This window comes from Reella acinonychis (genome assembly GCF_052384575.1).
Taxonomy (GTDB): Bacteria; Pseudomonadota; Gammaproteobacteria; order Enterobacterales; family Pasteurellaceae; genus JBQSUQ01.
In genome coordinates this window covers 19,810-43,947 of sequence record NZ_JBQSUQ010000004.1, presented here as the reverse complement: position 1 = coordinate 43,947, position 24,138 = coordinate 19,810, and the positions used below count along the sequence as shown (strand labels likewise).

Below are 24,138 nucleotides of genomic sequence, written 5' to 3'. Positions count from 1 at the left end.
TTATATTCATGAGGATTATTTCTATGACAGCATTTCGTATTGAAAAAGACACCATGGGCGAAGTTCAAGTACCAGCAGATAAATACTGGGCAGCACAAACTGAACGTTCTCGTAATAATTTCAAAATTGGTCCTGAAGCCTCTATGCCAAAAGAAATTATTGAAGCTTTTGGTTATTTGAAAAAAGCAGCGGCTTATGCCAACCATGAATTAGGTGTGTTAGCAGTCGAAAAACGTGATTTAATTGCACAAGCTTGTGATGAAATTCTAGCAAACAAATTAGATGATCAATTCCCACTTGTCATTTGGCAAACAGGTTCTGGTACACAATCAAACATGAACCTTAACGAAGTGATTTCAAATCGCGCACATGTGTTAAATGGTGGAAAACTTGGCGAGAAATCTATTATTCACCCAAATGATGATGTGAATAAGTCCCAATCTTCAAATGACACCTACCCAACTGCAATGCACATTGCGGCTTATAAAAAAGTAGTTGAAGTGACCATTCCTTGCGTAGAGCGTTTACAAAAAACCTTCGCACAAAAAGCAGAAGCCTTTAAAGATGTAGTGAAAATTGGTCGTACTCATTTAATGGACGCAACACCATTAACATTAGGTCAAGAATTCAGCGCTTATGCTGCACAATTAGATTTTGGCTTACGTGCATTGAAAAATACCTTACCACATTTAGCACAATTAGCTTTAGGTGGTACTGCGGTAGGTACGGGTTTAAATACACCAAAAGGCTATGATGTAAAAGTAGCAGATTACATTGCAAAATTCACTGGCTTACCATTTGTGACCGCAGAAAATAAATTTGAAGCTTTAGCAACTCATGATGCAGTTGTTGAAACTCATGGCGCATTAAAACAATTAGCGGTTTCTTTATACAAAATCGCCAATGACATTCGTTTATTAGCATCAGGTCCTCGTTCTGGTATCGGTGAAATTTTAATCCCTGAAAATGAACCAGGTTCATCAATCATGCCAGGTAAAGTAAACCCAACCCAATGCGAAGCAATGACCATGGTTTGTGCACAAGTATTAGGTAATGACACCACGATTTCTTTTGCGGGAACACAAGGTCATTTCCAATTAAATGTGTTTAAACCTGTTATGGCAGCCAACTTCTTACAATCAGCACAATTATTAGCAGATGTTTGCGTATCATTCGATGAACATTGTGCTGTAGGTATTGAACCTAACTACCCTCGCATTAAGAAACAATTGGATGATTCTTTAATGTTAGTAACCGCACTTAATACCCATATCGGTTATGAAAATGCAGCGAAAATCGCTAAAACAGCCCATAAAAATGGCACAACATTAAAAGAAGAAGCAATCAACTTGGGCTTAGTGACTGCTGAACAATTTGATGAATGGGTAAGACCGGAAGATATGGTCGGTTCATTAAAATAATTAACTAAATTATGACAAGGCTCAAATTTTTGAGCCTTTTTTATTGCATAGAAAATACAAATACCCTAGTATCAAACTCAACTTTATAAAGCAAAGGATGAGACGGATGAAAAACGAATTAATTTGTTATAAACGTATGCCTATTTGGACAAAAGAAAGTTTACCGCAAATGTTCCAGCAAAAGCATAATACTAAGGTGGGCACTTGGGGAAAATTAACTATTCTAAAAGGTCAGCTTAATTTTTATGAGCTGGATGAAAATGGCGATATTCTTAGCGAGTCTGTTTTTAGCAGCAACGATACCACTTTTATCGAGCCGCAAGTTTGGCATAAAATCGAAGCTATATCTGATGATTTAGAATGTTACTTAGAATTTTATTGTAAAAAAGAAGATTACTTTTCTAAAAAATATAATATGACCGCCACACATTCAGAAGTGAAATCGGCCGTAGAAAGTATTTCACCTTGTAAAGTGCTTGATTTAGGCTGTGGGCAAGGTCGGAACTCTTTGTTCTTAAGCTTATTAGGCTATGATGTCACCTCTTGGGATCATAATCAAAATAGTTTGGCTTTCTTAAATGAAACCAAGGAAAAAGAAAATCTCGAAATGAACACCGCACTTTATGATATTAACAGCGCCAATATTCAAGAGAATTACGACTTTATCCTTTCTACCGTTGTGTTTATGTTCTTAAAACGAGAAGCGGTGCCTCATATCATTCAAAATATGCAGTCGCATACCAATAAAGGAGGCTACAATTTAATTGTTTCTGCAATGGATACTGATGATGTACCTTGTCCAATTCCTTTTTCATTTACCTTTAAAGAAAATGAGTTGAAGCAATATTATGCCGATTGGGAACTATTAAAATACAATGAAGAAATGGGTGAATTGCATAAAACCGATGAAAATGGCAATCGCATTAAGATGAAATTTGTTACAATGCTGGCAAAGAAGAAAGCCTAATTTTTCACCGCACTTTTACAAAAAAAGCGACCGAATTGGTCGCTTTTTTATATTTAATCTCGATTATTTAGCATCTTTTGCTAAACAAGCTGCCGCAGTAAATAATACGTCAGTTGATGAGTTTAATGCAGTTTCCGCTGAGTCTTGTAACACACCAATAACGAAACCTACCGCAATCACTTGAGCAGCCACATCTTCTGAAATACCGAATAAGCTACAAGCTAATGGAATTAATAATAATGAACCACCAGCAACACCTGAAGCACCACAAGCACAAACACTCGCTACCACGCTTAATAAGATAGATGTTGGGATAGACACTTCAATATTCAAAGTATTTACCGCTGCTAAAGCTAATACAGTGATAGTAATTGCAGCACCCGCCATGTTGATGGTTGCACCTAATGGAATAGATACAGAATAGGTTTCTTCATCGAGTTCTAAACGTTTTGCTAATTCCATATTTACTGGAATATTTGCTGCTGAACTACGAGTAAAGAATGCGGTTAAACCACTCACGCGGATACATTCCCAAACTAATGGATATGGGTTACGACGAATTTTCCAATACACCATAATTGGATTAATCACAAATGCCACAAAGGCCATTGCGCCAAGTAATACCGCTAGTAAACGTGCATAATCCCATAAAGCGCCTAAGCCTTTATCAGCTAGGGTTGAAGTAACTAAGCCAAACACACCAAATGGCGCTAAATTAATAACTAAATGCACAATTTTAGAAATCGCATCTGAAATATCATTAAATACGCTTTTAGTATTTTCTCTCGCGTGACGTAATACTAAACCTAATGCAATCGCCCAAGCTAAGATGCCGATGAAGTTACCTTTTGATAAAGCTACAATTGGGTTATCAAAAATATTAAGAATAACAGTTGTTAATACTTCACTGATTGATCCTGGAGGTGTTAATGAATTCTCAGCCGTTGTTAATGGAATTTCAACAGGGAACATAAAGCTTGCAATTACCGCTGTACAAGCTGCAAGGAAAGTACCTAAAACATAAAGCAGAATAATGGTTGACATATTACTTTTGGTACCAATACTACGATTTGCAATAGCTGAAACCACTAATACAAATACAAGAATTGGTGCAACCGCACGCAATGCGCGTACAAAAAGTGTACCTAAAATATTGAATTGTTCTGCTAAGTTCATACCTAACGTTGGTTCCAAGCTAGGTGAAATCACTGCAACAATAATACCAAGGAGCAAACCGATAGAAATGCGTTTAACCAGACTTCCTTGGAAAAAAAATGACAATAAAGGAGATGTTTTCATAATAATTCACTATATTACGCAAGCGATTGCCTGCCCTGTTAATCACACAGATCTGAAGATCCAACTATGCCGAGTAAAGATATCTGAAATTGCAACGAAAAGAAATATACAGACAAGAAAAAATCATATTTTTATTACAATAATTAAAAAATATCTAAAAATACTGTTGACACACTATTTTTATTTACAGTATTATACAGCTATAAAAATAATCATGTATATAAGGTAAATTATTATGAACTATGCAATCAACTCAACTCAATTTAACAATGATGCAATTATCTGTAATGATTTCTCTTACCACCCAATGCCGTATTTTGAAGATCGTCAATCGACGACATTGAATTACAGTCGCAAACTTGATCTTAATTTATATTGCATTAAGCGCCCACAGCAAACTTGTTTTATTCGGGTAACTAATCCTGATATGCTAGCATGGGGAATTGAAAAAGATGATATGTTAGTTGTTGAAAAGCAAGATAATTTAAGTATTGGGGATTTAGTTGTAATTGATAATGAAGGCACAATGGAAATCTATGAATTTATTACCCATAGCAATGATGAATTTATTTTCTTTCCACTTAGCTCCAAGGCACAAAATATTAAAACAAGAGATTGGACAAAATTAGATATCATCGGAACAGTAACAAATACTATTCATCAAATTAAATCTCGTGCAAATACCATGAGATTTGCGGCTTAAAATACAAAGTGCGGTCAAAACAACTAAAGTTTTAACCGCACTTTTAATCACTGAATAATTATAAAATTCGTCTTGCTTGAGTATAGGTTCTTGCCCAATAGTTTTCACTCAAATAACTAATCGTGACCCCTTGACTAGAACTCGCATGCATGAAGCGACCATTTCCTAAATAAACACCCACATGACGATTTCCTCTAAAGAAAACCAAATCGCCCTCTTTTAATTGATGCTTATTAATTTGTCTTCCAACTGATTTTTGTTCAGAAGTTGAGCGAGGCAATGAAATACCATAGGCTTGCTCGAACACTTCTTGCATTAATGCGGAGCAATCAATTCCACGAGATCCTGTCCCACCTAAACGATAACGAGTTCCCGCCCATTGATTATATAAATTCATTAACTTTTTGTATTCAACAGATGAATTTGAAGATCCCTTTAATACCGTCATCTGAGGTTTATTCGTTTTTAAACTACCAATCAATGCGGTTAATTGTGTATCATCTTTTGCTGTTATTCCCAACGTTTGAACATTCCTGGGACTATGTGCACAGGCAGTTAATAAAATTGCGCCTGCTAAAATAAAAATCTTTTTTAACATATTCATTATTACTACAAATTAAAAACCCAGTCATCCTACCTGAGTTTTTGCATAATTACCAGTTTTATTGTCATTTTATGCAAATTTTGTGATAAAAATCGCATTTTTATGCAATAAAAATGCCTCCCTTAACTCAGAGAGGCTTACATAAACCATGCGAAGAATTATTTTTTCTTCGCCTTTGGATTTGGTAAATCAGTGATTGAGCCTTCAAATACCTCTGCGGCTAAGCCAACAGATTCATGTAAGGTTGGGTGAGCATGAATTGTTAATGCGATATCTTCTGCATCACATCCCATTTCAATGGCTAAACCAATTTCACCTAATAATTCACCTGCGTTAGTACCAACAATAGCACCACCTAAAATGCGATGACTGTCTTTATCGAAAATCAATTTAGTCATACCTTCAGCACAATCAGATGCAATTGCTCGACCTGAAGCAGCCCAAGGGAATGTTGCTACTTCATAATTGAGATTCTCAGCTTTACATTCTTTCTCAGTTTTACCCACCCAAGCAACTTCAGGCTCAGTATAAGCAATTGATGGAATCACTTTCGGATCGAAATAATGTTTTTTGCCGGCAATAACTTCAGCTGCAACATGACCTTCATGAACCCCTTTATGCGCTAACATTGGTTGACCAACAATATCGCCGATAGCAAAAATGTGCGGTACATTTGTACGCATTTGTTTATCGGTACGGATAAATCCACGCTCATCAACTTCAACACCCGCTAAGTGAGCATCAATTAATTTACCATTTGGCGTACGACCAATAGCAACTAATACTGCATCATAAACGCGAGTTTCGTTTGCGCCCTTACCTTCCATAGAAACATGGATGCCATCTTCTTTCGCTTCAACAGCTGTCACTTTGGTTTCTAATAAAAGATTAAAGTTTTTCTCAATTTGCTTAGTATAGATTTTAACAATATCTTTATCCGCAGCTGGAATAACTTGGTCGAACATTTCAACTACATCAATTTCAGAACCTAACGCACTATATACGGTTCCCATTTCCAACCCGATAATACCACCGCCCATCACTAATAAACGTTCTGGAATTTCACGTAACGCTAATGCATCAGTTGAGTCCCATACACGAGGATCTTCATGTGGAATAAATGGTAATTGAATTGGGCGTGAACCCGCTGCAATAATAGCATTATCAAATTTAATTGTTGTTGGGTTACCTTCGCGATCTTTAGCGACCATTGTATGACTGTCAGTAAATTTAGCTAAACCTTCCACAACAGTCACTTTACGCATTTTCGCCATACCCGCTAAACCTGTTGTTAAGCGGTTAATAACACCTTCTTTACCTTCACGAATTTTATCCAAGTCAATGGTTGGCTCGCCAAATACCACGCCATGATGTTCAACATGTTTTGCATCTTCAATCACTTTAGCAACGTGCAATAAAGCTTTTGAAGGGATACAACCTACGTTTAAACAAACACCACCTAATGTAGAGTAACGTTCCACTAAAACGGTTTCTAAACCTAAATCAGCGCAACGGAATGCGGCAGAATAACCAGCAGGACCAGCACCTAGTACCACAACTTGCGTTTTAATTTCTTTGCTCATTTCTTTTCCTTCTCAAAAATGTGCGGATTTTTCACCGCACTTTGCGGAATATATTACATCACTAAACGACGTAGATCAGACAATACACCATTAATAAACGTAATGAAACGTGCACCATCTGCACCGTCAATGACGCGGTGATCATAAGATAATGACAATGGAAGCATTAAGCGTGGTGTAAATTCTTTACCATTCCAAACTGGTGTCATTTCAGATTTAGATACACCTAAAATTGCAACTTCTGGCGCATTCACGATAGGAGTAAAGTGGGTACCACCAATACCGCCTAAACTTGAAATTGTGAAACAACCACCTTGCATATCAGAAGCGGTTAATTTACCAGCGCGTGCTTTTTTCGATACTTCAGCCAACTCACGAGAAAGTTCAATAATGCCTTTCTTATTCACATCTTTGAATACTGGCACAACCAACCCATTTGGCGTATCAACTGCAACACCAATGTTGATATATTTTTTCAATGTTAAACGTTGTGCATCTTCTGAGATTGAACTGTTAAAACGAGGATATGCTTCTAATGCTTTCGCTACCGCTTTCATAATAAACACTAATGGCGTTACTTTAACATCTTGTTTCGTTTTCTCTAATAACGCATTTTGTTCTTTACGGAATTGTTCTAAATCAGTAATGTCCGCTTTATCCCATTGAGTAACATGTGGAATCATTACCCAGTTGCGATGTAAGTTTGCACCAGAGATTTTTTGAATACGACCTAATTCAACTTCTTCTGTTTCACCAAATTTGCTGAAATCAACTTTTGGCCATGGTAATAGACCTAGACCAGCTCCATTTGCCGCACCAGTAGAAGCTGCACCGCTTTCTAATGCTTTTAAGGCATTCTTCACGTATTCTTGAACGTCTTCTTTTAAGATACGACCTTTACGTCCTGTACCTTTCACTTTATCTAAGTTCACGCCAAATTCACGTGCTAAGCGACGAACTACAGGAGTTGCATGAGCGAAGGTTGAACTTGAAGTTACCGCATCTTGATTAACTGGCGCTAATGATTGTGCTGGCGCTGCGGCTGGAGCCGGAGCTGATGCAGGTTGCGCTGCTGGTGCTGACGCAGCTACAGGTGCGGCACCTTCAACTTCAAAGCGCATAATGAGTGAACCTGTAGATACTTTATCGCCTGATTTCACTAAAATTTCTTTTACTACACCAGCAAACGGCGCAGGTACTTCCATTGAAGCTTTATCACCTTCAACTGTAATTAATGATTGCTCTTCTGCTACACTATCACCAACTTTAACCATAATTTCAGTAACATTAACTTCATCGCCACCGATATCTGGAACATTCACATCTTTAACCGCACTTTGAGCTGGTGCAGCTTGTTGTGTAGCAGGAGCAGCAGCTACAGGTGCTGCACTTGCTGTTTCAAATTTCATAATCAATTTGCCTGTAGCGACTTTATCGCCAACATTGATTAAGATCTCTTTAACAATACCAGCAACAGGGGCAGGTACTTCCATTGAAGCTTTATCACCTTCTACATTGATAATTGATTGATCAACTTCAACTTTATCGCCTACTTTAACCATAATTTCGGTTACATTCACTTCATCAGAACCGATATCTGGCACATTCACTTCTACTACAGCTGAAGCAACGGCTGCTGGAGCAGCTTCAACTTTTGCCGGCTCAGCAGCTGGCGCTGCGCCTGCTGCGGCTAATACAAACATTGGCGTGCCTGTAGATACTTTATCGCCCACTTTTACTAAGATTTGCTCAACAACACCCGCTTCTGGTGAAGGAACTTCCATTGAAGCTTTATCACCTTCTACATTGATAATTGATTGATCTACTGAAACAGTATCACCGACTTTGACCATCACTTCGGTTACTGTAACTTCATCACTACCGATATCTGGCACTTGAATTTGTTTTGACATTTTAATTATCCTTTCTTTGAAATCAGGTTAGGGGTGCGTTTATGCACCCACTTCTTTATTATCGAACAACTGTGTTCGATGATTTCACTTAAATTATGCGTATAACGGATTAATACGATCTACATTTAAGCCAAATTTAGCAATCGCATCAGCAACAACCTGTGTTGACACAACACCTTCTTTCGCTAATTGAGATAATGCCGCTACAACCACATAATATTCGTTCACTTCAAAGTGTTCGCGTAAGTTATCACGACTATCTGAACGACCAAAGCCATCAGTTCCTAATACATGGTAATGTTTGCTTGGTACAAATGCGCGAATTTGATCTGCATAAAGTTTCATATAGTCAGTAGAAGCAACTGTTGGTAAATCCGCTAATACTTGAGCAACATAAGGAACTCGTGGCGTTTCAGTTGGGTGTAATAAATTCCAACGAGCAGCATCATGACCATCACGCGCTAATTCATTGAAAGACGGCGCAGAGAATACATCTGCGGTTACGCCATAATCATTCGCTAAAATTTGAGCTGCTGCACGAACATGACGCATAATTGCACCAGAACCTAATAACTGAACATGACCTTTACCTTTACCTTCAACGGTTTCGAATTTGTATAAACCTTTACGAATACCCTCTTCTGCACCTGCAGGCATTGCTGGTTGTTCTGTAATTTCATTCAAGGTCGTAATGTAGTAGAACACGTCTTCTTGTTTCTCACCATACATACGCTCAATACCATCTTGAACAACAACTGCAACTTCATAAGCAAATGCTGGATCATAGGTTACACAGTTAGGAATAACACCCGCTTGGATATGGCTGTGACCATCTTCGTGTTGTAAACCTTCACCATTTAATGTTGTACGACCAGAAGTACCACCAATCATAAAGCCACGTGCTAATTGGTCGCCCGCTAACCACATCATATCGCCTACACGTTGGAAACCAAACATTGAGTAGTAAATAAAGAATGGGATCATCGGTTGGTTATTCACTGAGTATGAAGTTGCAGCAGCAACCCAAGATGAAGTTGCACCTAACTCATTGATACCTTCTTGTAAAACTTGCCCATCAATCGCTTCGCGGTAGTAAGCAACTAAATCACGATCTGAAGGTACATAGTTTTGACCATGTGGATTGTAAATACCAATTTGACGGAATAAACCTTCCATACCGAAAGTACGAGCTTCATCCGCAATAATAGGTACGATGGTTTTACCAATATTTTTATCTTTTAATAGCGTATTTAACACACGAGAGAACGCCATTGTTGTTGAAATACCACGAGGTTGTTCCTCTAATAATGCTTGGAACTCAGACAATGCAGGCACTTTATATTCAACAGTAAACTTAGGCTTACGAGCAGGAACGTAACCATTTAATGCTTTACGATGACCATGAATATAGTTGTATTCATCAGATCCTTCTGCAAATTTGATATATTCTAAGTTCTCAACTTGCTCGTCTGTTAATGGTAAATGGAAATGATCGCGGAAACCTTTTAAGCTCTCTAATGACATTTTCTTAGATTGGTGAGCAATGTTTTTACTTTCCGCTTCAGGAATCTTATAACCTTTAATTAATTGAGCTAAGATAACAACTGGTTTGTTTGATTTCTGTGCACGTTCAAATGCAGCAAACATTTTCTCGCTATCATGACCACCACGACGTAATGCCCAAATTTCATCATCAGTCATATCTGCAACTAATGCTGAGGTTTCTGGATAACGACCAAAGAAATGTTCACGAACATAAGCACCATTTTTGGATTTAAATGTTAAGTAGTCACCATCAACCACTTCCATCATCAATTGAGCTAATTTACCTGTTGTATCTTTAGCAAATAATTTATCCCAGTTGCTACCCCATAGTACTTTGATAACTTCCCAACCAGCACCAGTAAATAAACCTTCTAATTCTTGAACAATTTTACCGTTACCATTTACTGGGCCATCTAAACGTTGCAGGTTACAACTAATTACGAAAATTAAGTTATCTAAATTTTCACGAGAAGCTAAAAGTAATCCACCTTTAGACTCGATTTCATCCATCTCACCATCGCCTAAGAAAGCATACACTTTTTGACCTGTTGTATCTTTAATACCGCGGTTATGTAAATATTTTAAGAAACGGGCTTGATAAATCGCATTTACAGGACCTAACCCCATAGATACGGTTGAAAATTGCCAGAATTCAGGCATTAATTTTGGATGCGGGTAAGAAGATAAACCATCAACAAACGCTTCTTGGCGGAAATTATCCATTTGTTCTTCTGTTAAACGGCCCTCAAGATAAGCACGAGCATAAAGTCCTGGTGCAGCATGACCTTGAGAATAAATTAAGTCACCGCCATCTTTTTCTGTTGCAGCCTTGAAGAAGTGGTTATAACAAACTTCATACATCGTTGCTGCTGCTTGGAAAGTTGAAATATGTCCGCCAAGATCAAGATCTTTTTTCTGACTACGTAGAACCATTGCAATTGCATTCCAACGTACCGCAGAACGAATACGACGCTCAATAGCTTTATCACCCGGATAAGTCGGTTGTTCAGAAACAGGGATAGTATTTACATAATCAGTTGTAATCCCCATTGGTAATGAAACAGCTTGAGTACGTGCATGCTGCATTAACTGCTCGATAATAAATTGCGCACGCTCAGTTCCTTCTTCACGAATAATTGAATCAATAGCTAATAGCCAATCTTGAGTTTCGATTGGATCTACGTCATTCTTCACGATATCTGACATAGTCTTTTCCTTATTTAGTAAATGAATAAAATACGTTTAACCTTAGGTTAAACAACGAATTGATAACTAAATTCTTATACTGTTGAATGAATGAAAGACTTACTTCCAGCCACACAAACAAATTCTGTAAATTTTATTAGATTTTTTTAGTCAAAGATAGGAAAAATTAACATTATTTTTACTTTTCCTGATTTTGTCTAAAATTTTGACCGCACTTTTACTATAAAGTGCTGTATTTTGACTAAAAATACTAACTGGTATAACGACAAATTCAGAAAATTAAATTAAAAAGAATAAAAAAGCTCGCCAAAGCGAGCTTTTTATAAAATCATTATTTTTTCAATACTAAGACGACAGATTCACCAGCAACAACTTCACCTGTATGCTTAGTAATGTTACTAATTTCATCCATATTTGAAATGACAATTGGTGTTAATACAGATTTCGCTTTTTGTTCTAATAAAGACAAATCGAATTCAAGAACTGTATCACCGCATTTAACTTCTTGTCCTTCCTGGGCTACTCTTGTGAAACCTTCACCTTTTAATTCAACTGTATCAATACCAAAGTGAACAAATAACTCAACACCTTCTTTGGATTCCATTGAAAAAGCATGGTTAGTTTCAAAAATTTTGCCAATCACACCATCAATAGGAGCGACAATTTTATTGCCATTTGGACGAATAGCAACACCATCTCCAACGATTTTTTCAGAGAAAACCACATCTGGTACATCTTCAATATCAACAATTTCCCCTGAAAGTGGTGCATAAATTTTCACTTCAACTGCCTTGCTTTCTTTAGCACCAAATAATTTATCAAAAAATCCCATTTTTACTCTCCTAAAAATGATAAACAGAAATCTTACGTATTCTAACGTAAAATTTCTGCCTTGTATTTAATTAAATGCTTTTTGGTGTAAAAAATCGTCAACTAATTGAGCAATTTCTGAAGCAGTTGGTAATTGCAACGCTTTTTCTGCTAATTCTTTTGCTTCTTGATAAGTTACATTACGAATGATTTTCTTAATACGAGGTATAGACATCGCACTCATACTAAACTCATTCAAGCCCATACCAAGCAGTAAAACAGTTGCACGTTCATCACCGGCTAATTCACCACACATACCAGTCCATTTACCTTCAGAATGTGAAGCATCAATCACTTGTTTAATTAAATTTAACACTGAAGGAGATAACGGATTATATAAATGTGAAATCATTTCGTTGCCGCGATCCACTGCTAAAGTATATTGTGTTAAGTCATTGGTACCAATACTGAAGAAATCCACTTCTTTCGCTAAGAATTTTGCATTTACTGCAGCAGATGGGGTTTCCACCATTACACCAATTTGAATATTTTCATCAAATGCTTTGCCTTCGTTACGTAATTCTTGCTTCAAGGTTTCAAGAATTTCTTTCAATTGGCGAATCTCTTCTACAGAAATAATCATCGGGAACATCATTGCCAATTTACCAAAGGCTGACGCTCTCAATACTGCTCTTAATTGTGCATTTAAGATTTCTCGACGATCTAAAGCAATACGAATTGCACGCCATCCTAAGAATGGGTTCATTTCTTTTGGTAAATTTAAATATGGTAATTCTTTGTCACCACCAATATCCATGGTACGTAAAATAACGATACGACCATTCATTGCTTCAACAACTTCTTTATAAGCTAAGAATTGTTCTTCTTCAGTTGGTAACGCATCGCGATCCATGAATAAAAATTCTGTACGATATAAACCAATACCTTCAGCTCCATTACGATGCGCACCATCGCAATCACGAATCGTCCCAACATTCGCTACCACATCAACTTGATGACCATCAGTTGTTACCGCAGGTAAATCTTTTAATTTCGCTAATTCAGCTTTTTCTTGTGCTAATTTTTCTTGAGCTACTTTAAGTGCGGTGATTTTTTCTTCACTTGGATTAATATGAACTTCATTATTAACCGCATCTAAAATCAACATATCACCTGATTTTACTAATTCAGTAACATTATTTGTACCAACAATTGCTGGTAACTCTAATGAACGCGCCATGATAGAAGTATGGGATGTACGACCGCCAATATCTGTCACAAAACCAAGCACTTTATCTAAATTTAATTGTGCAGTTTCAGATGGTGTTAAATCGTAAGCAACTAAAATCACTTCCTCATTAATATCCCCTAAATCAATAATATTCATACCTAAAATATTTTTGACTAGACGATTACCAATATCACGAATATCACCGGCACGTTCTTTTAAATATTCATCATCAATATCTGATAAAACAGCAACTTGCTGATCAATAATTTTGCTTGCAGCGACGGCAGCATTCACTTTATGGGTACGAAGATAATCAATAATTTCTTCTTCTAATTCTTCATCTTCTAAAATCATTAAGTGACCTTCAAAGATTTCCGCTTTGTCTTCACCTAATGTTTTTAATGCACGATCGCGAATTGAGCTTAATTGTTCAACTGCTGCTTTACGTCCATCATAAAAACGAGCAATTTCTGTATCAACTTGTTCATCTGTGATTTTGCTTGTATCAAGCACAATTTTTTCTTCTTTAAGAACAAGTGCTTTACCTAAAACGATGCCTGGAGAAGCTAGAATTCCTGAAATCATAATTCACCTTCTAAATTGAATGGGGTACAAAAAATAAATAACCATAAAACACCGCTTTCGTCATATATATGATCAAAATTGCGCTTTATGGTTAGAGAATAGTTATTCTAAAGTAGGTACTAATGCAACTAAGTGCTCTACAGCGGCTTGCTCATCTTCACCTTCAGCAGAAATAGTAATTACTGTACCTTGGGTTAAACCTAAAGTTTGTAACTTAAATAAGCTTTTCGCACTAGCACTTTTACCAGCAGAAGTCACAGTAATATCAGATGCAAATGCTTTTGCTTCCTTTACAAATTGTGCTGCTGGACGAGTGTGTAAACCGCTAGGAGCTGTAATTTCAACATCTTTTGAGTACATAATAAATCCTCTATTTTAGGTTTCAAAGACTAAAGCTTACTCAGTTTAAATAAGCCTTTAACTTGTTATATTCTAAGTCATTAATGAAATTGAAGCACGCCAAAATTCAAAAAAACAAATAAAAAGAGGTAGATTGAGCAATTAATAATCAAATTTTAACATTTTCATAATATTTTTATAAATTTAATCGTGCCAATCCAGCTTTCAAATCTGCAATTAATTCATCGACCGCTTCAAAACCAATGTGTAATCGAATCAGGGTGCCGGTTAAAGTGCGGTCAATATTCGGACGGATTTTAGCAATTTCTTCAGGTTGATTATATAAAATTAAACTTTCAAAACCACCCCAAGAATATGCCATAGAGAACAATTGGAAATTGTCCATAAATGCGGAAAGTTGTTCAGTTGTTAATTTTTGTTTCAATTCAAAAGAAAATAAACCTGAGCATCCACTAAAATCTCGAACAAAGAATTCATGTCCAGGACAAGACACTAAAGCAGGATGATAGACCGCTTTTACTTCTGGTTGCTCGGCTAACCAATTTGCAATGACAATGCTGCTTTCTTGATGTTGTTTAAGTCGTACAGATAAAGTACGAATACCGCGCGCCGTCGTATAAGCTGTATCAGCATCAACCATTTGTCCCATTAAATAACTATTTTCTCGAAGCTGATCCCAGCAACGTGCATTCGCTACTGCAGTACCAATCATGGCATCAGAATGCCCCACCAAATATTTGGTTCCTGCTTGGATAGAAATATCTATGCCAAAAGATAATGCCTTAAATAAAACTCCCGCACTCCAAGTGTTATCCGCCATAATCACCACTTCAGGATTAATCTGTCTCACTGCTTGCACAATAGCCGGAACATCAGGCACTTCCATTGTTAACGAACTAGGTGTTTCTAAAAACACAACTGCAGTATTTTTTTGCATCAATTTTGCAATATCCGCTCCCGACATAGGATCATAATAAGTCACTTCCACGCCCATACGTTTCAATACATGATTGCAAAAATCCTGTGTTGGCTCATAAGCTGCTCCCGACATAAGAACATGATCACCTGTTTTGACGAAAGCTAAAATGCTATTTGTAACAGCTGCAGCACCACAAGGATATAAATAGCAACCAGCCCCCTCTTCCATTTCGCACATTAAATCTTGCAAAGCAAAATGTGTTAATGTACCTCTACGCCCATAAAACAATGCTTGCTGCGCACGTTTGATTGTTGCTTGCTTTTTATCCTCTATACTGTCGAATACTAAAGAAGAAGCGCGTTGCACAACAGGGTTGACACTACCTTGAGTGACACGTTTATGTCGTCCAGCATGAACTAAAGTGGTCGCTAATGCCTGTTTTTTCATTCTTTTCCTCATATTATTTACGCAAGTTCCATTGCAATTATTTCATAAATTATAGTCTAATAGGCATATTGATCAACTCTTGCTCATCATGATGATTTAACAAAATATGAGAATTGGACAACTCGCCAAAACCACTGGTTGCACAGTGGAAACCATCCGTTTTTATGAAAAACAAGGACTGCTCCAACCAGCACAGCGCAGCAGCAATAATTACCGCACCTATACGAACGAACATTTACAACGTCTTGCATTTATTTGTTATTGTCGTACTTTGGATATTTCTTTAGCTGAAATCCGTCAATTACTCAGTTTGGATAACGCCACGGCTGAGCAAACCCAAGAAATAAATCTATTACTTGATAGACATATCAAGGATATTGCGAAACGGATTCATGAATTAGATCATTTGCGTATGGAATTGATTGAATTAAAAAGAAAATGCTTAGAGGCTGAAGGACAAAATGCTATGAGTACGCTATTGAAACACAGTAGATTTGTGCGATTAAAATAAGGGAAATTTTAACCGCACTTTTTTGAATTATAATGTTTCTAGGATCCCCACCACCATTTGAGATGACATTTTGGCAGCTAAAGGTAAAAATTCTTCAAACGAAAGACTCGCTTCGCCATTGCCTGAATCTGAAATTGCACGTACAACCACAAAAGGCACAGCAAAAGAATGGCAGACTTGGGCAATTGCAGCCGCTTCCATTTCTACTGCTGTGACATCAGGGAAGTCCGTTTTGATTTGGAGCAATGTTTGCTCCGAAGAAATAAAACTATCTCCAGAACAAATCAAACCTAATTTGACATGATGTCCTTGCTGCTTAGCAATTTTTTCGGCTACTTCAATTAAATGAGGATCAGAGGCAAAACGAGCTGGGCAATTCGGCAGCTGACCTTTAGCATAGCCAAAAGCAGTCACATCAGCATCATGGTAAGCCGTATGAGTTGAAATCACTATATCGCCCATATTCAGTCCTTCCGCAACACCACCAGCCGAACCAGTATTAATCACTACATCAGGTTTAGTTAAATGCAATAACGCAGTTGTACCAATTGCAGCGGCCACTTTACCAATTCCCGATTGTAATAAAGCCACAGATTTACCCGCAATTTTTCCTTCAAAAATCACCGCACTTCCCACTGTAGTTTGTGTTTTTTCTGTCATTAAATTTAATAACATTTCAACTTCTTGTGCCATTGCACCAACAATTCCAATTTTCATTATTTACTCTTTATTGTTAATTTATTCACTAAATAATCTAATACCGCAAAACTATAATCATCATTATACAAGGTGCTATTCGTCAACACATATTGCCCATTGATCACCACAAAAGGATAAGTAAACACCCCATATTTTTCCGTTCTTGTAATACTTGCGTTAACCTCTTTTGTCACAGGCTCAGAATGAAAAACATTATCGAATGATAATGGGTCAACTTTATGTTCTGCCAGCCAAGCATGTAAATTTTCTAATTTGGACAAATGCTTAAATTGCTCAACATTAGCCGTTTCAAATAATAGTAATCCTGCGATCTCATTATGTTTCAAATGTTGTAATGTGGAAAAAACTTGAGCAGAAAAATAAGATTCCTTGGTGGCAACGGGAAATTCTTCAAGCACCACTTTATTTGGGTTAAGATCGCGATACAAGGTTAAAATATCTTGAGTGTTACTACAAACGCGGCAATCGTAATCAAAAAAAGACTGAATCAATACCTTTCCTTGTGGCAAAGGCACATTTAACGGCGAGCTATAAGAAAAATAGTCTTTGCCATCTTCAAATTCAGTTTTATTTGCTTGCTCTTCTAACGCCCAAAGTTGAGCAGACCAAAAGAGACATAAAATCACTAAATATCGCATTTTCTATGACGTAGGTTCAATATAATCCACTAATAATTGAATATGTTGTGCACCTTGGTATTCGTTGATCGCGAGCTTATACACTAATCTTACTGATTTTATTGATAGATCAGGGTAATAACGGGTATCCACATTAAAAGCAATAGCATCCACTAATCCACCACCTTGTTTAGAAATAAGCGTCATTTTCAGATGACGTTTAGCAACTAAACGTTGTTCTAACACATTAAATTCACCATCAAACATAGGCTCAGGAAAAGCTTGTCCCCAAGGACCTGCCTGTTTTAGTTGTTCAGCTGTTTGGATATTTAACAATGCAGGCGATAATTCGCCATCCGTCCAAATAATGCCTTTTAACTCATCATCGCCAATCCAGTCGGTCACTGCTTGATTAAAGGCTTTTTGGAATAATTCAAACTTATCCGCCTTAATACTTAATCCCGCCGCCATGGCATGACCACCAAATTTTAATATCATGTCAGGATAGCGTTGATGTATGCGTTCCAATAAATCACGCATATGCAAGCCTTCAACAGAGCGCGCCGATCCTTTTAATACTTCGTTACTTTCTTGCGCAAATGCCACAATGGGACGATGAAATTGATCTTTAATGCGAGAAGCTAAAATCCCCAGTACGCCCTGATGCCAATCCGCTTGATATAATGCCACGCCGAGCGGTAATTCGCTTTTAAGTGCGGTTAAATTTCGGCAAATTTCTAATGCCTCAAGCTTCATGCCTTGTTCAATTTCTTTCCGCGTTTGATTTAAACTATCAAGATCTAATGCTAATGCACGCGCCTGCTCAATAGTATCGGCTAATAATAATTCCACACCAATAGACATATTATCCAAACGTCCTGCGGCATTTAAACGTGGTGCAATAGAAAAACCTAGATCACTGGCTTCCAAACGGTTGAGTTCTTTGTTTGCGACTTCGGCTAAAGCACGAATTCCATGACAGCAATAGCCAGCCTTGATGCGTAATAATCCTTGATGTGCAAGAATGCGATTATTTTGATCTAAAGGCACCACATCTGCGATGGTGCCCAATGCCACTAAATCAAGTAATTGAGTAAAATTCGGTTGGTTTTCTGGGGTAAATACGCCTAATTCACGCAATTTAGCACGTAAAGCTAACATCACATAAAATGTTACGCCCACTCCAGCCAAAGATTTCGAAGGGAATTGGCATTGCGGCAAATTAGGATTGATAATCGCATCCGCATTCGGTAATTGCTCAGGGGCTAAGTGATGATCTGTAATCAGCACCGCCACATTGCGTTGTTTCAAATAGTCCACGCCTTCCAATGAGGAAATGCCGTTATCAACAGTAATTAACAGTTCCACGCCTTGTTGAATCGCGATTTCCGCTACCGCAATACTTAAGCCATAACCTTGCTCAAAGCGATTAGGAATTAAATAATTTACATCTGTAAATCCTAACTGACGAAGTGCTGAAACGGCTAATGCGGTACTGGTTGCCCCATCAGCATCAAAATCGCCCACGATCACAATTTTTTTATCGCGAGAATCTGCCAATAATTGCACCGCACTTTCAATGCCATGCAATAAATGTGGCGATAACATAGACTGTAAAGTGCGGTCTAATTGTTGCGTGTTTTTGATATGGCGCGCGCGATACAATCTGTCTAATAAGGGATTATCAGATAAGGGATCGCCGGTTGGCACTTCTCGACGTTGAATTATTTTATTCACAATCACAAAGAATTAAGTTGAGGAAATACAAATTGGGCGTGATAACACGCCCGATAAATTAATTATTTTCTAATGCGGCAAGTAAAGATTTCGGTGCTAAATAACCGCCAATCACTTCACCATTTTCAGTAATAATACTTGGTGTGCCTTGTACACCAAATTGTAAACCTAATTGATAATGTTTCGCCACAATATGAGGTGTTTTCAATTGTTTTGGTAAATTACCTTTTTCTGCTTCGTTTAATGCATGAGCTTTATCATCCGCAGTAAAAATTGCTTCCATTTGTTGAGCGGTTTTATCCATACCGCGACGAGGGAAAGCTAAATAACGCACCGTAATGCCTAAATCATTGTATTCTTTAATTTGTTCATGAAATTTATGACAATAATGGCAAGTGATATCCATAAATACGGTCACCACATGTTTTTCCTTTTTCGCAGGATAAACAATCATTTCGTTTTTATAGCTTTCTAAGGTTGACATCAATGCCTTAGCTGTAATATCAACAGGGCCTTTGTCTGTTAATTCAAATAATTTACCTTGCAAAACATATCTGCCATCTTCGCTCGCATATAAAATGCCATCATTTGTAATCACCGTTTTCAAACCTTTTACTGGCGATGCAATCACTTCAACCTCTGTTGCACCTAGTTTTTTCAAGCTTGAGGTGATCGCTGCATCATTAGCAAAAACTGCGCTAGAAGCTGCTGCCACAAAAAGTGCGGTCAATATTTTGCTTGTTTTTTTCATCTTTGTTCCTAATAAAATCAATGTATAAACGTTGAATTATAGAATGATTAAGTGAGAGTGCAAGCAAAAAACACAAAATATCCCCCTATTCATCTACAATCTTAGTGGCAAAAAAGGCAGAAATAGCCTATAATTGCGCCTTATTTTTACAATGTAAACTCAATCAAATTTATGTTTGAAATTAATCCCATAAAAAATAAAATTGCCGATCTCAGTGAGCGTACGCACGTACTGAGGGGGTATCTTTGACTTCGATAGCAAAGTTGAACGTTTAGAAGAAGTCAACGCAGAATTAGAACAACCTGATGTATGGAATGAACCTGAAAAAGCACAAGCATTAGGCAAAGAACGGGCAAGCTTAGAAGCGGTAGTCAATACCATTAAGCAACTTGTGCAAGGTTTAGAAGATGTGGATGGTTTATTAGAATTAGCCATTGAAGGCGAAGATCAACAAACTTTTGATGAAGCCGTTGCAGAATTAGATGAACTTGAACAAAAGCTGGCATTGCTAGAATTCCGTCGTATGTTTAGTGGTCAACATGACACCTGCGATTGCTATGTGGATTTACAAGCGGGCTCTGGCGGTACAGAAGCGCAAGATTGGACAGAAATGTTATTGCGAATGTACTTACGTTGGGCAGAAAGCAAAGGCTTTAAAACTGAATTAATGGAAGTTTCTGACGGTGATGTTGCAGGTTTGAAATCTGCGACTATTCGCGTTTCAGGGGAATATGCATTTGGTTGGTTACGCACAGAAACAGGTATTCACCGTCTAGTGCGAAAAAGTCCATTTGATAGCAATAACCGTCGCCACACATCATTTGCTGCAGCATTTATCTATCCTGAAATTGAGGATGATATTGATATTGAAATCAACCCAGCGGATTTACGTATTGATGTCTATCGTGCTTCAGGCGCAGGCGGTCAGCACGTGAATAAAACGGAAAGTGCGGTGCGAATTACCCATATTCCAAGCGGAATTGTCGTGCAATGCCAAAACGATCGTTCACAGCACAAAAACAAAGATCAAGCGATGAAGCAACTTAAAGCAAAACTTTATGAGCTTGAATTACAAAAGAAAAATGCGGATAAACAAGCGATGGAAGACAGCAAGTCTGACATTGGTTGGGGAAGCCAAATTCGCTCTTATGTGTTGGATGATTCACGTATTAAAGATTTACGAACTGGAGTTGAAAATCGCAATACGCAAGCTGTATTGGATGGCGATTTAGATCGCTTTATCGAAGCCAGTTTAAAAGCAGGATTATAATCAATTTGCACAATATTTGTGCTTTATAAATTAGGAAATAATATGACAGAACAAAATCAAGAATTAGACTTTCATGGGGAAATGTTGGTACGCAGAGAGAAATTAAAAGCGTTACGCCAAAAAGGCAATCCATTTCCAAATACATTTCGTCGTGATGCATTAGCTCAACAATTACATACTGAATATGACGAAGCTGATGGCGAACAATTAAAAGAACAACATATTGAAGTTGCAGTGGCTGGACGTATTATGACCCGTCGTATTATGGGTAAAGCAACTTTCATCACCATTCAAGATATGAGTGGACGTATTCAACTTTATGTTGCACGTGATAATTTAGCAGAAGGTGTTTATGCTGAAGATGTTGGTAACTGGGATTTAGGCGATATTGTCGGTGTTAAAGGTACGTTATTTAAAACAAAAACCAATGAGCTGACAGTAAAAGTGAGCGAAGTGGAATTGCTCACAAAAGCATTACGTCCATTACCAGATAAATTCCATGGTTTAAGCGATCAAGAAACCCGCTATCGTCAACGCTATTTAGACTTGATTTCTAATGAAAATTCACGCCGCACTTTTGTGATTCGTTCAAAAGTGATTGCAGGTATTCGTGAATATTTCATCAATAAAGGCTTTATTGAAGTTGAAACCCCAATGTTACAGGTGATTCCAGGTGGTGCCGCAGCTCGTCCATTCGTTACCCATCATAATGCTTTAGATATTGATATGTATTTACGTATCGCCCCAGAGCTTTACCTAAAACGCTTAGTAGTTGGTGGTTTCGAGCGTGTGTTTGAGTTAAACCGTAATTTCCGTAACGAAGGGGTTTCTGTTCGCCATAACCCTGAGTTTACTATGATAGAATACTATCAAGCTTATGCGGATTATCATGATTTAATGGATAATACTGAAGAATTATTACGCAAATTAGCCATTGATATTTTAGGTACAACCATTGTGCCTTATGGCGATTTAGAATTTGATTTTGGTAAACCATTTGAGCGTATCACAATGCATGATGCGATCTTGAAATATGGTGCAGATAAAGGCATTGTAAAAGATGATCTTTATGATATGGATCGTGCAAAAACATTGGCAAATAAATTGGGAATCGAAGTTCAAAAATCTTGGGGATTAGGCTCAATTGTAAATGCGATTTTTGAAGAAGTAGCTGAACATCACTTAATTCAACCAACATTCTTAATGGCTCATCCAGCTGAAATTTCGCCATTAGCGCGCCGTAATGATGAAAATCCAGAAGTGACCGATCGTTTTGAATTATTTATTGGCGGTCGTGAAATTGGTAATGGTTTCTCAGAATTAAATGACGCTGAAGATCAAGCTGAACGCTTTGACGCACAAGTAGCCGCAAAAGATGCGGGCGATGATGAAGCCATGTTTAAAGATGATGACTTTGTTGTTGCATTAGAACATGGTTTACCACCAACAGCAGGCGAAGGCTTAGGTATTGACCGCTTAGCAATGTTATTTGCTAATGCCGCGTCAATCCGCGATGTGATTTTATTCCCAGCGATGAAACATAAATCATAATAAAATTGACCGCACTTTTAAGGGCTGAATTAAATAATTCAGCCCTTTTATTTAACCCTCGGTCAGTTACTAATTTCATTAGTATCTATTTGAAATAATAGAAAATAGCTTCACGTTATTTAATCCCTTTCCTTTCTATCATTTCAAGTGCTTTACAACTCGATTCGTCGCCCGCCTTACAAGAACGTCTTAAATAATCTTTGGCTAATGGAATCTGTTTGTCCGTTCCCTCACCATAAAAATAAGCAATACCAACTAATTTTAAACCTTTCGGATCATTTTGGCTCGCAGCTTTTTCAAACCAACTTAACGCTTGTTTATAATCTTGTTTAACACCTTGACCTGCTTTATACATCATGCCCAAATTAACCTGAGCTTTAGTATGCCCCTGTTCTGCGGCTTTGTAATACCATTCAGCAGCTTCTTGATAATCTTGGTTGACACCTAATCCTTGCTCAAGCATAAAAGCTAAATTATGCTGAGCCATCACGACACCTTGCTTCGCGGCTTTTCTGAACCATTCCTCTGCAGCAAGATAATCTTGCTTTACACCTTCACCTGAAAGATAGGACATTGCTAAATTATATTGCGCCAACGGTACTCCTTGTTTAGCGGCTTTTTGATACCATTGAAATGCCTGTTGAACATCTTTTTTAACTCCAACACCCTCATCATACATCAACGCCAATTGATACTGAGCATTTGCGAATCCGTTGTTAGCTGATTTTGTAAACCATAATATAGCCTGTTGAAAATCCTGTTTCACACCAACTCCATTCTTATACATAACGGCTAAATTATGTTGCGCCATTGGAATACCATGTTCAGCGGCTTTTCTAAACCATTTCTCCGCAGCAAGATAGTCTTTCTTAACACCATCTCCTTCAATATACATTGTCCCTAAATTATATTGCGCCATTGCGAAATCTTGCTCTGCTGCTTTTTGGTACCAATATGCTGCTTTTGAACTATCTTTCTTTACTTTTTCATAAAGTAGAGCCAAATTATATTGAGACATACTGTATCCTTGCTCTGCCGCCTTTTGATACCATAACATCGCTTTTTGATCATTCTGCTCGATACCCTCTCCCCTATCGTACAGCAATCCAATATTATGTTGAGCAACACTCATTCCTTTATCCGCCAAGGGTTGCCAAAATTTTAATGCTTTAAGATAATCCTGATCCTGATAAGCGGCATTACCTTGATCAATCTGTTCTTTATCAGTAGCTGCGATCACAAACTGAGATGTAAAAATAGAAAGGCACAAGCTAACAAGCAAATATCTAACAAGTCTCATCATACTCCTCTGAATAAAACACAAATACAAAATTTAAACGAGCTTAGTTTAAGCTAACCATACTGTACATTGCATTAAGAATTTAATA

General features: G+C 37.5%; 20 protein-coding genes. 6 read left to right on the top strand and 14 right to left on the bottom strand.

Features of this window, described 5'->3' with window-relative positions; translation table 11 throughout:
* The first annotated feature begins 23 nt into the window (after nt 1-23).
* Both fumC and tehB read left to right on the top strand, forming a co-directional pair.
* The gene (fumC, locus tag ACT2CV_RS01700) at nt 24-1,421 is read left to right on the top strand and encodes a class II fumarate hydratase (protein WP_464972743.1); all 1,398 of its coding nucleotides are present in this window, start codon (nt 24-26) and stop codon (nt 1,419-1,421) included.
* A gap of 106 nt (nt 1,422-1,527) precedes the next feature.
* Nucleotides 1,528-2,388: an SAM-dependent methyltransferase TehB gene (gene tehB, locus ACT2CV_RS01695; protein ID WP_464972744.1), complete on the top strand. Its 861-nt coding sequence runs from the start codon at nt 1,528-1,530 to the stop codon at nt 2,386-2,388.
* 63 nt (nt 2,389-2,451) lie between these two features.
* Here the strand turns inward: tehB and sstT are convergent, their stop codons facing one another.
* Nucleotides 2,452-3,687, bottom strand: a complete 1,236-nt coding sequence (sstT, locus tag ACT2CV_RS01690; RefSeq protein ID WP_464972745.1) for a serine/threonine transporter SstT — start codon at nt 3,685-3,687, stop codon at nt 2,452-2,454.
* A gap of 235 nt (nt 3,688-3,922) precedes the next feature.
* On the opposite strand from sstT, the gene ACT2CV_RS01685 reads away from it, so the two are divergent.
* Entirely contained in the window at nt 3,923-4,390 is a 468-nt protein-coding gene (locus ACT2CV_RS01685; protein ID WP_464972746.1) for a LexA family protein, read from the top strand.
* 58 nt (nt 4,391-4,448) lie between these two features.
* Here the strand turns inward: ACT2CV_RS01685 and ACT2CV_RS01680 are convergent, their stop codons facing one another.
* From ACT2CV_RS01680 to metC, 8 genes are all read right to left on the bottom strand, one after another.
* Nucleotides 4,449-4,988, bottom strand: a complete 540-nt coding sequence (locus ACT2CV_RS01680; protein WP_464972747.1) for an NlpC/P60 family protein — start codon at nt 4,986-4,988, stop codon at nt 4,449-4,451.
* Between the two features lie 164 nt (nt 4,989-5,152).
* A complete protein-coding gene (lpdA, locus tag ACT2CV_RS01675; protein ID WP_464972748.1) occupies nt 5,153-6,577 on the bottom strand; it encodes a dihydrolipoyl dehydrogenase in 1,425 nt (474 codons plus the stop codon).
* A 53-nt stretch (nt 6,578-6,630) separates the two neighbouring features.
* Nucleotides 6,631-8,490, bottom strand: coding sequence for a pyruvate dehydrogenase complex dihydrolipoyllysine-residue acetyltransferase (gene aceF / locus ACT2CV_RS01670; RefSeq protein ID WP_464972749.1), 1,860 nt, complete (start codon nt 8,488-8,490; stop codon nt 6,631-6,633).
* Nucleotides 8,491-8,583: 93 nt separating this feature from the next.
* A complete protein-coding gene (gene aceE, locus ACT2CV_RS01665) occupies nt 8,584-11,241 on the bottom strand; it encodes a pyruvate dehydrogenase (acetyl-transferring), homodimeric type (RefSeq protein WP_464972750.1) in 2,658 nt (885 codons plus the stop codon).
* Between the two features lie 331 nt (nt 11,242-11,572).
* Nucleotides 11,573-12,073, bottom strand: coding sequence for a PTS glucose transporter subunit IIA (gene crr / locus ACT2CV_RS01660; RefSeq protein ID WP_464972751.1), 501 nt, complete (start codon nt 12,071-12,073; stop codon nt 11,573-11,575).
* Between the two features lie 66 nt (nt 12,074-12,139).
* Nucleotides 12,140-13,867: a phosphoenolpyruvate-protein phosphotransferase PtsI gene (gene ptsI / locus ACT2CV_RS01655; protein ID WP_464972752.1), complete on the bottom strand. Its 1,728-nt coding sequence runs from the start codon at nt 13,865-13,867 to the stop codon at nt 12,140-12,142.
* 102 nt (nt 13,868-13,969) lie between these two features.
* Nucleotides 13,970-14,227: a phosphocarrier protein Hpr gene (gene ptsH / locus ACT2CV_RS01650; protein WP_464972753.1), complete on the bottom strand. Its 258-nt coding sequence runs from the start codon at nt 14,225-14,227 to the stop codon at nt 13,970-13,972.
* 175 nt (nt 14,228-14,402) lie between these two features.
* Nucleotides 14,403-15,593 carry a cystathionine beta-lyase gene (gene metC / locus ACT2CV_RS01645; RefSeq protein WP_464972754.1) on the bottom strand — a complete coding sequence of 397 codons (1,191 nt, stop codon included), beginning with the start codon at nt 15,591-15,593 and terminating at the stop codon, nt 14,403-14,405.
* 106 nt (nt 15,594-15,699) lie between these two features.
* Here metC and ACT2CV_RS01640 point away from each other — a divergent pair, with 106 nt between their 5' ends.
* Nucleotides 15,700-16,104 carry a Cd(II)/Pb(II)-responsive transcriptional regulator gene (locus ACT2CV_RS01640; RefSeq protein WP_464972755.1) on the top strand — a complete coding sequence of 135 codons (405 nt, stop codon included), beginning with the start codon at nt 15,700-15,702 and terminating at the stop codon, nt 16,102-16,104.
* Between the two features lie 27 nt (nt 16,105-16,131).
* On the opposite strand, the gene ACT2CV_RS01635 is transcribed toward ACT2CV_RS01640, so the two are convergent.
* Genes ACT2CV_RS01635 through dsbC form a run of 4 tightly spaced genes read right to left on the bottom strand, consistent with a single transcriptional unit; the run spans nt 16,132 to nt 19,929 of the window.
* Nucleotides 16,132-16,821 (bottom strand): 5'-methylthioadenosine/adenosylhomocysteine nucleosidase, encoded by a 690-nt coding sequence (locus ACT2CV_RS01635; RefSeq protein WP_464972756.1) that lies wholly within the window; start codon nt 16,819-16,821, stop codon nt 16,132-16,134.
* Nucleotides 16,821-17,462: a thiol:disulfide interchange protein DsbA/DsbL gene (locus ACT2CV_RS01630; RefSeq protein WP_464972757.1), complete on the bottom strand. Its 642-nt coding sequence runs from the start codon at nt 17,460-17,462 to the stop codon at nt 16,821-16,823. Before ACT2CV_RS01630 ends, ACT2CV_RS01635 begins: the two co-directional genes overlap by 1 nt.
* A gap of 3 nt (nt 17,463-17,465) precedes the next feature.
* Entirely contained in the window at nt 17,466-19,178 is a 1,713-nt protein-coding gene (recJ, locus tag ACT2CV_RS01625) for a single-stranded-DNA-specific exonuclease RecJ (protein ID WP_464972758.1), read from the bottom strand.
* 58 nt (nt 19,179-19,236) lie between these two features.
* Nucleotides 19,237-19,929: a bifunctional protein-disulfide isomerase/oxidoreductase DsbC gene (dsbC, locus tag ACT2CV_RS01620; RefSeq protein WP_464972759.1), complete on the bottom strand. Its 693-nt coding sequence runs from the start codon at nt 19,927-19,929 to the stop codon at nt 19,237-19,239.
* A 171-nt stretch (nt 19,930-20,100) separates the two neighbouring features.
* Here dsbC and prfB point away from each other — a divergent pair.
* Nucleotides 20,101-21,199 (top strand): peptide chain release factor 2 gene (gene prfB, locus ACT2CV_RS01615; RefSeq protein ID WP_464972760.1). Its coding sequence is split into 2 segments (ribosomal slippage): nt 20,101-20,175 and nt 20,177-21,199, totalling 1,098 coding nucleotides; the frame shifts between segments, so codons are not numbered across the junction.
* Between the two features lie 42 nt (nt 21,200-21,241).
* The gene (gene lysS / locus ACT2CV_RS01610) at nt 21,242-22,750 is read left to right on the top strand and encodes a lysine--tRNA ligase (RefSeq protein WP_464972761.1); all 1,509 of its coding nucleotides are present in this window, start codon (nt 21,242-21,244) and stop codon (nt 22,748-22,750) included.
* Between the two features lie 115 nt (nt 22,751-22,865).
* Here the strand turns inward: lysS and ACT2CV_RS01605 are convergent, their stop codons facing one another.
* On the bottom strand, nt 22,866-24,053 hold the full coding sequence (locus ACT2CV_RS01605) for an SEL1-like repeat protein (protein ID WP_464972762.1): 1,188 nt from the start codon (nt 24,051-24,053) through the stop codon (nt 22,866-22,868).
* Between the last annotated feature and the right edge of the window lie 85 nt (nt 24,054-24,138).

Bases quoted from the DNA above. Each gene is read 5' to 3' on its own strand.
- fumC (WP_464972743.1), top strand. From the start codon at position 24: ATGACAGCATTTCGTATTGAAAAAGACACCATGGGCGAAGTTCAAGTA.
- tehB (WP_464972744.1), top strand. From the start codon at position 1,528: ATGAAAAACGAATTAATTTGTTATAAACGTATGCCTATTTGGACAAAA.
- sstT (WP_464972745.1), bottom strand. From the start codon at position 3,687: ATGAAAACATCTCCTTTATTGTCATTTTTTTTCCAAGGAAGTCTGGTT.
- ACT2CV_RS01685 (WP_464972746.1), top strand. From the start codon at position 3,923: ATGAACTATGCAATCAACTCAACTCAATTTAACAATGATGCAATTATC.
- ACT2CV_RS01680 (WP_464972747.1), bottom strand. From the start codon at position 4,988: ATGTTAAAAAAGATTTTTATTTTAGCAGGCGCAATTTTATTAACTGCC.
- lpdA (WP_464972748.1), bottom strand. From the start codon at position 6,577: ATGAGCAAAGAAATTAAAACGCAAGTTGTGGTACTAGGTGCTGGTCCT.
- aceF (WP_464972749.1), bottom strand. From the start codon at position 8,490: ATGTCAAAACAAATTCAAGTGCCAGATATCGGTAGTGATGAAGTTACA.
- aceE (WP_464972750.1), bottom strand. From the start codon at position 11,241: ATGTCAGATATCGTGAAGAATGACGTAGATCCAATCGAAACTCAAGAT.
- crr (WP_464972751.1), bottom strand. From the start codon at position 12,073: ATGGGATTTTTTGATAAATTATTTGGTGCTAAAGAAAGCAAGGCAGTT.
- ptsI (WP_464972752.1), bottom strand. From the start codon at position 13,867: ATGATTTCAGGAATTCTAGCTTCTCCAGGCATCGTTTTAGGTAAAGCA.
- ptsH (WP_464972753.1), bottom strand. From the start codon at position 14,227: ATGTACTCAAAAGATGTTGAAATTACAGCTCCTAGCGGTTTACACACT.
- metC (WP_464972754.1), bottom strand. From the start codon at position 15,593: ATGAAAAAACAGGCATTAGCGACCACTTTAGTTCATGCTGGACGACAT.
- ACT2CV_RS01640 (WP_464972755.1), top strand. From the start codon at position 15,700: ATGAGAATTGGACAACTCGCCAAAACCACTGGTTGCACAGTGGAAACC.
- ACT2CV_RS01635 (WP_464972756.1), bottom strand. From the start codon at position 16,821: ATGAAAATTGGAATTGTTGGTGCAATGGCACAAGAAGTTGAAATGTTA.
- ACT2CV_RS01630 (WP_464972757.1), bottom strand. From the start codon at position 17,462: ATGCGATATTTAGTGATTTTATGTCTCTTTTGGTCTGCTCAACTTTGG.
- dsbC (WP_464972759.1), bottom strand. From the start codon at position 19,929: ATGAAAAAAACAAGCAAAATATTGACCGCACTTTTTGTGGCAGCAGCT.
- lysS (WP_464972761.1), top strand. From the start codon at position 21,242: ATGACAGAACAAAATCAAGAATTAGACTTTCATGGGGAAATGTTGGTA.
- ACT2CV_RS01605 (WP_464972762.1), bottom strand. From the start codon at position 24,053: ATGATGAGACTTGTTAGATATTTGCTTGTTAGCTTGTGCCTTTCTATT.